Raw genomic sequence first — 6,008 nt, forward strand, 5'->3', positions numbered from 1 at the left:
CCCCGACGGGCCCGCCCCGGCCACGCTCGCCGAACCCGATGGTCCCGCACGCGGCGGCGTCGTCGTCCTCCACGAGGCGTTCGGCCTCACCGAGCACATCACCGATGTCTGCTCGAGGTTCGCGCGCGGGGGGTGGCGGGCAATCGCCCCCGGCCTGTTCCACCGCGCGGGCTCGCCCGTCTTCGACTACGACGATCTCGCCTCCGCAGTGAAGATCATTCATAAGCTCAACGGCACCGACCTCCTCGCCGACATCGACGCCGCGCTGGTCGTCCTCGCCGAGGAGGGAACCGCCATCGACCGCTGCGCCGTCGTGGGCTTCTGCTTCGGCGGGAGCATCGCCTTCCAGGCGGCGGTGGCCCGGCCGTTCGGCGCCGCGACCACCTTCTACGGTGGCGGGATCACCATGCGCCGCTTCGGGGAACCCGCCCAGCTGGATCTCGCCGGCCGCCTGCAGGCACCGTGGCTCGGTCTGTACGGCGACCAGGATCCGAGCATCCCCACTTCGGAGGTGGAGGACCTGCGGGCGGCGACACAGAAGGCGTCTGTGCCCACCGAGATCGTCCGTTACCCACAGGCTGGGCATGGCTTCCACAACGACGCCCGCGCCGCCGCCTACCACGGCCCGTCGGCGAAGGACGCCTGGTCACGCATGCTGACCTGGTTCGACTCGCATGTTCCCGGCTGAGCCCACCCCGCCGACCGTGGCGCCGGCCGGTCCAGCACCATGGTCGGTCCAGCACCGTCAGTCCGGGGCGCGACCGCGGTGCAGCGCCACCACGCCGCCGGTGAGGTTGCGCCAGCCGACCCGGAACCAGCCTGCTTCCCGCAGCAGGCCGGCCAGCTCCGCCTGGGCGGGCCAGGCCCGGATCGACTCGGCGAGATAGACGTACGAGTCCGGGCTGTTGCTCACCGCGCGGGCCACGGCTGGCAGGGCCCGCATCAGGTACTCGACGTAGACCGTCCGCCAAGGCGCCCAGACCGGGCGGCTGAACTCGCACACCACGAACATCCCGCCCGGACGGGTCACCCGGCGCAGCTCGGTGAGGCAGCCGAGCGTGTCGGCGACGTTGCGCAGACCGAACGAGATCGTCGTCCGGTCGAAGGTCTCGTCCCGGAACGGCAGCCGCAGCCCGTCCCCGGCGGTCAGCAGGATCCGCCCGGCATCCCCCGGCAACGGCCGCGACGCCAGCCGACGCTGCCCGGCCCGCAGCATCCCCAGGGAGAAGTCGCAGGCCACCACGTCGGTCCCGGCGAGCGCGAAGGCTCGTGACGAGGTCGCCGTCCCGGCGGCGAGGTCGAGGACCCGAAGGCCCGGCCGCAGGTCCAGCGCGTCCGCCGCGGCGCGCCGCCAGGTCCGGTCGAGCCCGCCGGTGAGCACGGTGTTGGTCAGGTCGTACCGGTTGGCCACCCCGTCGAACATCGACGCGACGTCCCGCGGACGTTTGTCGAGTCCCGCTCTGCTCACCATGCCCCTTCCCCGCCGCCGAACCGCGCCGAGGCCGCCGCCGAGGCGTCGCGGGCGGCCCTCTCGACGGTGTCCCAATCGGTGCTCTCGCCGATCCGCCGCAGCCGCGCGCGGGTCGGCTCGTCGCACAGCGCGCCCGCGACCCCGGCGGTGTACAGGTCGCGGGCCCGGGCACCGAGCCCCGCCGCGACCGCGTGCTCCGTCTCCAGATCGGTGCCGAACATAGCGGGATCGTCGGTGGCGAGCGAGCACGCGACCCCGGCCCGCAGCAGCGCCGCCAGAGGATGATCGTCGAGGGACGCCACCGACCGGGTCCGCAGGTTGGACACCGGGCAGACGTCCAGCACGATCCCCTGATCGACCAGCCGTCGCATCAGCTCGGGGTCCTCGGCGGCCCGGATCCCATGCCGGATCCGCCTAGCTCCCAGCGCGTCGAGCACGCTCCGCACGGACACCGGGCCCGCTGTCTCCCCCGCGTGCGGGACCGCGGCGAGCCCGCCGTCGGCGGCCAGGGCGAACGCTGGCGCGAACGGCTCGGGGGGATGACCGACCTCCGGTCCGCCGAGCCCGATGCCGACGACACCGCGATCGGCGAACCGCACCGCCCACCGCGCCACCTCCATCGCGGCCTCGACTGGCAGCACCCGTTCGATGTCCGGGGTGAGGCGCACCTCGACGCCGTAGCGCTCCCTGGCCTCGATCGCCCCGTCGGCGTAACCGTGGAAGATCTCCTCGACGCGGACCCCCCGATGGACCCGGAACCAGGGCGAGAAGATGCCCTCCAGGTAGACAGCGCCCGCCCGGGCCGCCTCGGCGGCGTAGTCGACGACCACCTGGCGGAAGTCGGCCTCCATCCGCATCACGTGGGTGGTGAGGATCCAGGCCTTCAGGAAGTGGTCGAAGTCGCGGAAGCGGTAAAGGTCCGCGAGGCCATCGACCGTGCGGGCGGGCAGCGCCTCGGAGTTGCGGCGCGCCATCTCCAGCAGGGTGGCGGGACGGACCGTGCCCTCCAGATGGACGTGGAGTTCGATCTTCGGCCCGGTCGGGGACGGAACCGCGAATCCGGAGGAGTCACTCACCCGGTCACTGTATGGTGCTCCCGGCTACGCGGAGATAAGCGGCAGCGCGGTGGAGGAGAAGTGCGAGGCCACCCGGTCGTCGACCGGGTCCTGCGCCGGGTCGCGGTGCACGACGAGGTGCCGGTAGCGGGTGTCGCGCTGCGCGGGAATGCGGTCGGCCGCGCGGATCAGGGAGATCAGCTCCGCCCGGTTGGTGCGATGGCGCGCCCCGGCGGAGGAGACGACGTTCTCCTCCAGCATCACCGAGCCGAGGTCGTCGGCGCCCATGTGCAGGGTAAGCTGGCCGACCTCCTTGCCGGTGGTCAGCCAGGAGCCCTGCAGATGCGTGATGTTGTCGAAGAACAGCCGCGCGACCGCGACGAGGCGGAGGTACTCCAGGGTCGTCGCCTGGGTGCGCCCGCCGAGATGGTTGTTCTCCGGCTGGTAGGTCCAGGGGATGAACGAACGGAACCCGCCGGTCCGGTCCTGGACGTCCCGGATCATCGTCAGGTGTTCGATGCGCTCGGCGTCCGTCTCCCCCGTGCCCATCATGAAGGTGGCGGTGGATTCCAGGCCGAGGTTGTGAGCGGTCTCCATCACGGACAGCCAGGCGTGACCGGGCTCCTTCAGCGGAGCGATCGCCTGCCGGGGCCGTTCGGTGAGGATCTCCGCTCCCGCGCCCGCGAAGCTGTCCAGGCCCGCGTCCCGCAGCCGGGTAATGACCTCGGGAAAGGTCAGCTCGGACGTCCGGGCGATGTGCACAACCTCGCTGGCGCCCAGCGAGTGCAATGCCAACTGGGGATATGCCTTCTTGATGGCGGCAAAGGTGCGCTCATACCACTCGATGCCGAAGTCGGGATGGTGCCCGCCCTGCAGCATGATCTGCGTGGCGCCGAGCTCGACCGCCTCCCCACACTTGGCGACGATATCCTCGACGTCGCGGACCCAGCCCTCGGCATGCTTCGGAGCGCGGTAGAAGGCGCAAAACCGGCAGGCGGTCACGCAGACATTCGTGTAGTTGATGTTCCGGTCGATGATGTACGTCGCGATGCCATCGGGGAAACGGCGCCGACGGACCGTGTCCGCCGCACCGCCGAGCGCGTGCAGCGGCGCCCTCGTGTAGAGGAGCAGCGCCTCCTCCGCCGAGATACGCCCGCCGGCTGCGGCCCGGTCCAGCACGGACCGGATCTCACCATCGCCCTGACCCACCGGAATCTCGCCATCGACATCCATACGGCCCTCCCCGCGTAGCGCCTTCGGCGCGACGCGGGGACCCCTGGCATCGGGCACCGTACGGGGTCTCCGTCGAATCACCTTCGGCGATCCTCCCAGGGTAGCCATCGGGGCCATCGGCGCGACGCGGGGGATGAACGGTCAGTGTCCGGATCGCGTCCCCGGGTCCGCCGGGCTGGAGCCACCGTGGGTGGCGTCAGTGTAGCCACCGGTCGAGGAACCGGCGGTCGAGGAGCCGGCCGGGCTGGCGGGACCGGCGTCGTGGTGACCGTGGCCGCGGCTGGTGATCTTCGCCTGGAGCTGCTTGATCTTGGCTCGGTTCTCCGGCCGGTTGGCCGCAGCCTTGGCCTTGTTGACCATCTCCTTGGTCTTCGGGCTGTGCAGGAAATCCGTGATCTTGTTCGAGAAACTGGCTATAATAACGGTGTACCTATCCGGGCAGGGGTTTACGCCTGCCGGTCATCCGTTCGACGACCCGCCCGAGGAGCCGCCGAACGTGTCCCTCACCCGGTTCCACAGACTGTCGAGCTGGTCACGGGTGTCGTCCTTGACCGACGTGACGACCTTGTCCCACAACCGCTGGCGCTGTTCGTCGACCATCAAGGCGATCTGGTCCGCCGCGTAGAGCAGCAGCAGGACGACAAGGACGAACAGAATCGTGCGCTTGAAAGGGATCCGCAGCCGGAACCGACGCCGGGGACGCGGTCGCGGCGCCGGTTCAGCGTAGGGAGCCGGCGCGCGTCCGCGCCGGTCCGGGCGTGCCTCGGCCACCCACGGGGCCGGGGCCGGCCGTGGCTCCGGCGAGAGCGCACCGCGCCCCCTGACAGGCTCGGGACCCGCGGGCACCGACGGGGGCCACTGGCTGGGCCACGGGGCGGGGCCGTGCCGGCGCCTGGGGGGACGGTGCCGCCTCCGCGGCACGGCCCGGCGTAGGGCCGACCCGCGTAGGGCTGGTCCGGGTAGGGCTGACCGGCCGGCGGAGAATCCGCCCGGGGCTGGCCGCCGTGCATCGGGCGGGCGTCCGGTGCCGGCGGCGGATGGCCCCTCTCGCCGGAATCGTCGAAACCCGATCGGTGGCCGTTCCCGTCGGCCTCATCGTCGTACTGGACGAATCCGCCGCGGCGCGGTCGGCGGCCGGTGGCGGTGCCAGCGCGGGTGGCGGCATGGGCGGACCGGCCGGCGGGGGCATGTCGCGGGCTGAGTCGTTCCACCAACGATCGCCGCCGAGGGGCCGGGACTCATTCTCCCACCAGCGCCGCTGTTCATACGGGGTCGCAACGTGGGTCGGATCCGGTCGACCGGCCCCGTCGGCCCCGTCGGCCGCAACCGCCCCAGCCGCGGCGGCACTGCGTCCCCGTGGCCAGGTCCCGTCGAGCAGGGCGGTCGCGGCGTCTCGCGCGTCACCGGCCCGGCCGCGCTCGCCGAGCAGGGTGAGCAGCAGGTTCTCGGTGGAGGGCCGGTCCCGGGGGTCGCGGGCGAGCGCGGACCGGACGATCGACGTGAGATCAGGCGGCATGGCCCGCAGGTCCGGCTGACCCGTCAGGATCTTCTCCGACATCTCCAGGTAGGTGCCGTGGCCGTAGGGGTGACCGCCGCTGGCCGCGTAACCGATCAGCAGTCCCCAGGCGAAGACGTCGACCGCCGGGCCGAGCGCGGCGCCCTCCATCTGCTCGGGCGCCATCCAGCCGACCAAGCCGAGGACCAGACCCGTCTGGGTGCGGCCCTTTGTCATGTCGAGCGCGCGGGCGATCCCGAAATCGATGACCCGGGGGCCGGAGTACGACAGCATGACGTTGCTCGGTTTGAGATCCCGGTGGACGATGCCGGCCCGGTGGATGGCGGTGAGCGCAGACGCCACGCCGACCGCCACGCCCTGCAGTGTCGACAGCGGCAGCGGACCGGACTCGGTGACGGCCTGATCAAGCCGGACGCCGTCGATGTACTCCGTGACCAGATAAGGACGACGCGCGTCGGGATCGGCATCGAGGACCTGGGCGGTGCAGAAGGGCGCGACCCGCCGAGCGGCCGCCACCTCGTCCCGGAAACGTGCCCGGAACTCCGGGTCGACGGCGAGGTCCGACCTGATCACCTTGATCGCAACGAACTTCTCGGCTGCGTCCTGGGCGAGGAACACCGTTCCCATCCCACCCGCGCCCAGCCGACCGACGACCTGGTAAACACCGATCGTGGTCGGATCATCGGGATGCGGCGCCTCGGCCGGATATCCGCCACTAGGCTTGTCTTCCGCA

Annotated in this window: 7 protein-coding genes; 1 reads left to right on the forward strand and 6 read right to left on the reverse strand. The window is 71.5% G+C overall.

Annotation, left to right across the window (positions count from 1 at the left end):
* On the forward strand, positions 1-688 hold a 688-nt coding region (locus AC08OJ_RS17940), incomplete at its 5' end, for a dienelactone hydrolase family protein (protein ID WP_476596342.1).
* 57 nt (positions 689-745) lie between these two features.
* Here AC08OJ_RS17940 and AC08OJ_RS17945 read toward each other — a convergent pair.
* From AC08OJ_RS17945 to AC08OJ_RS17970, 6 genes are all read right to left on the reverse strand, one after another.
* Positions 746-1,468 (reverse strand): demethylmenaquinone methyltransferase, encoded by a 723-nt coding sequence (locus AC08OJ_RS17945; RefSeq protein WP_476592105.1) that lies wholly within the window; start codon positions 1,466-1,468, stop codon positions 746-748.
* A complete protein-coding gene (add, locus tag AC08OJ_RS17950; RefSeq protein WP_476592106.1) occupies positions 1,465-2,547 on the reverse strand; it encodes an adenosine deaminase in 1,083 nt (360 codons plus the stop codon). The genes AC08OJ_RS17945 and add overlap by 4 nt, the downstream gene beginning before the upstream one ends.
* Before the next feature lie 24 nt (positions 2,548-2,571).
* Positions 2,572-3,759 carry a cyclic dehypoxanthinyl futalosine synthase gene (gene mqnC, locus AC08OJ_RS17955; protein WP_476592107.1) on the reverse strand — a complete coding sequence of 396 codons (1,188 nt, stop codon included), beginning with the start codon at positions 3,757-3,759 and terminating at the stop codon, positions 2,572-2,574.
* A gap of 141 nt (positions 3,760-3,900) precedes the next feature.
* On the reverse strand, positions 3,901-4,119 hold the full coding sequence (locus AC08OJ_RS17960; RefSeq protein ID WP_476592108.1) for a hypothetical protein: 219 nt from the start codon (positions 4,117-4,119) through the stop codon (positions 3,901-3,903).
* Between the two features lie 99 nt (positions 4,120-4,218).
* Complete coding sequence (locus AC08OJ_RS17965) at positions 4,219-4,530, reverse strand: hypothetical protein (RefSeq protein WP_476596343.1); 312 nt, start codon at positions 4,528-4,530, stop codon at positions 4,219-4,221.
* Positions 4,478-6,008 (reverse strand): serine/threonine-protein kinase (locus AC08OJ_RS17970; protein WP_476596344.1); only part of this gene is annotated, 1,531 nt, incomplete at its 5' end. The genes AC08OJ_RS17970 and AC08OJ_RS17965, both read right to left, overlap by 53 nt.

It is taken from the genome of Frankia sp. CgKIO3, assembly GCF_977946435.1.

What these genes read in the sequence shown, in the direction of transcription:
- mqnC (WP_476592107.1), bottom strand. Translation starts at nt 3,759, where the DNA reads ATGGATGTCGATGGCGAGATTCCGGTGGGTCAGGGCGATGGTGAGATC.
- AC08OJ_RS17960 (WP_476592108.1), bottom strand. Translation starts at nt 4,119, where the DNA reads ATGGTCAACAAGGCCAAGGCTGCGGCCAACCGGCCGGAGAACCGAGCC.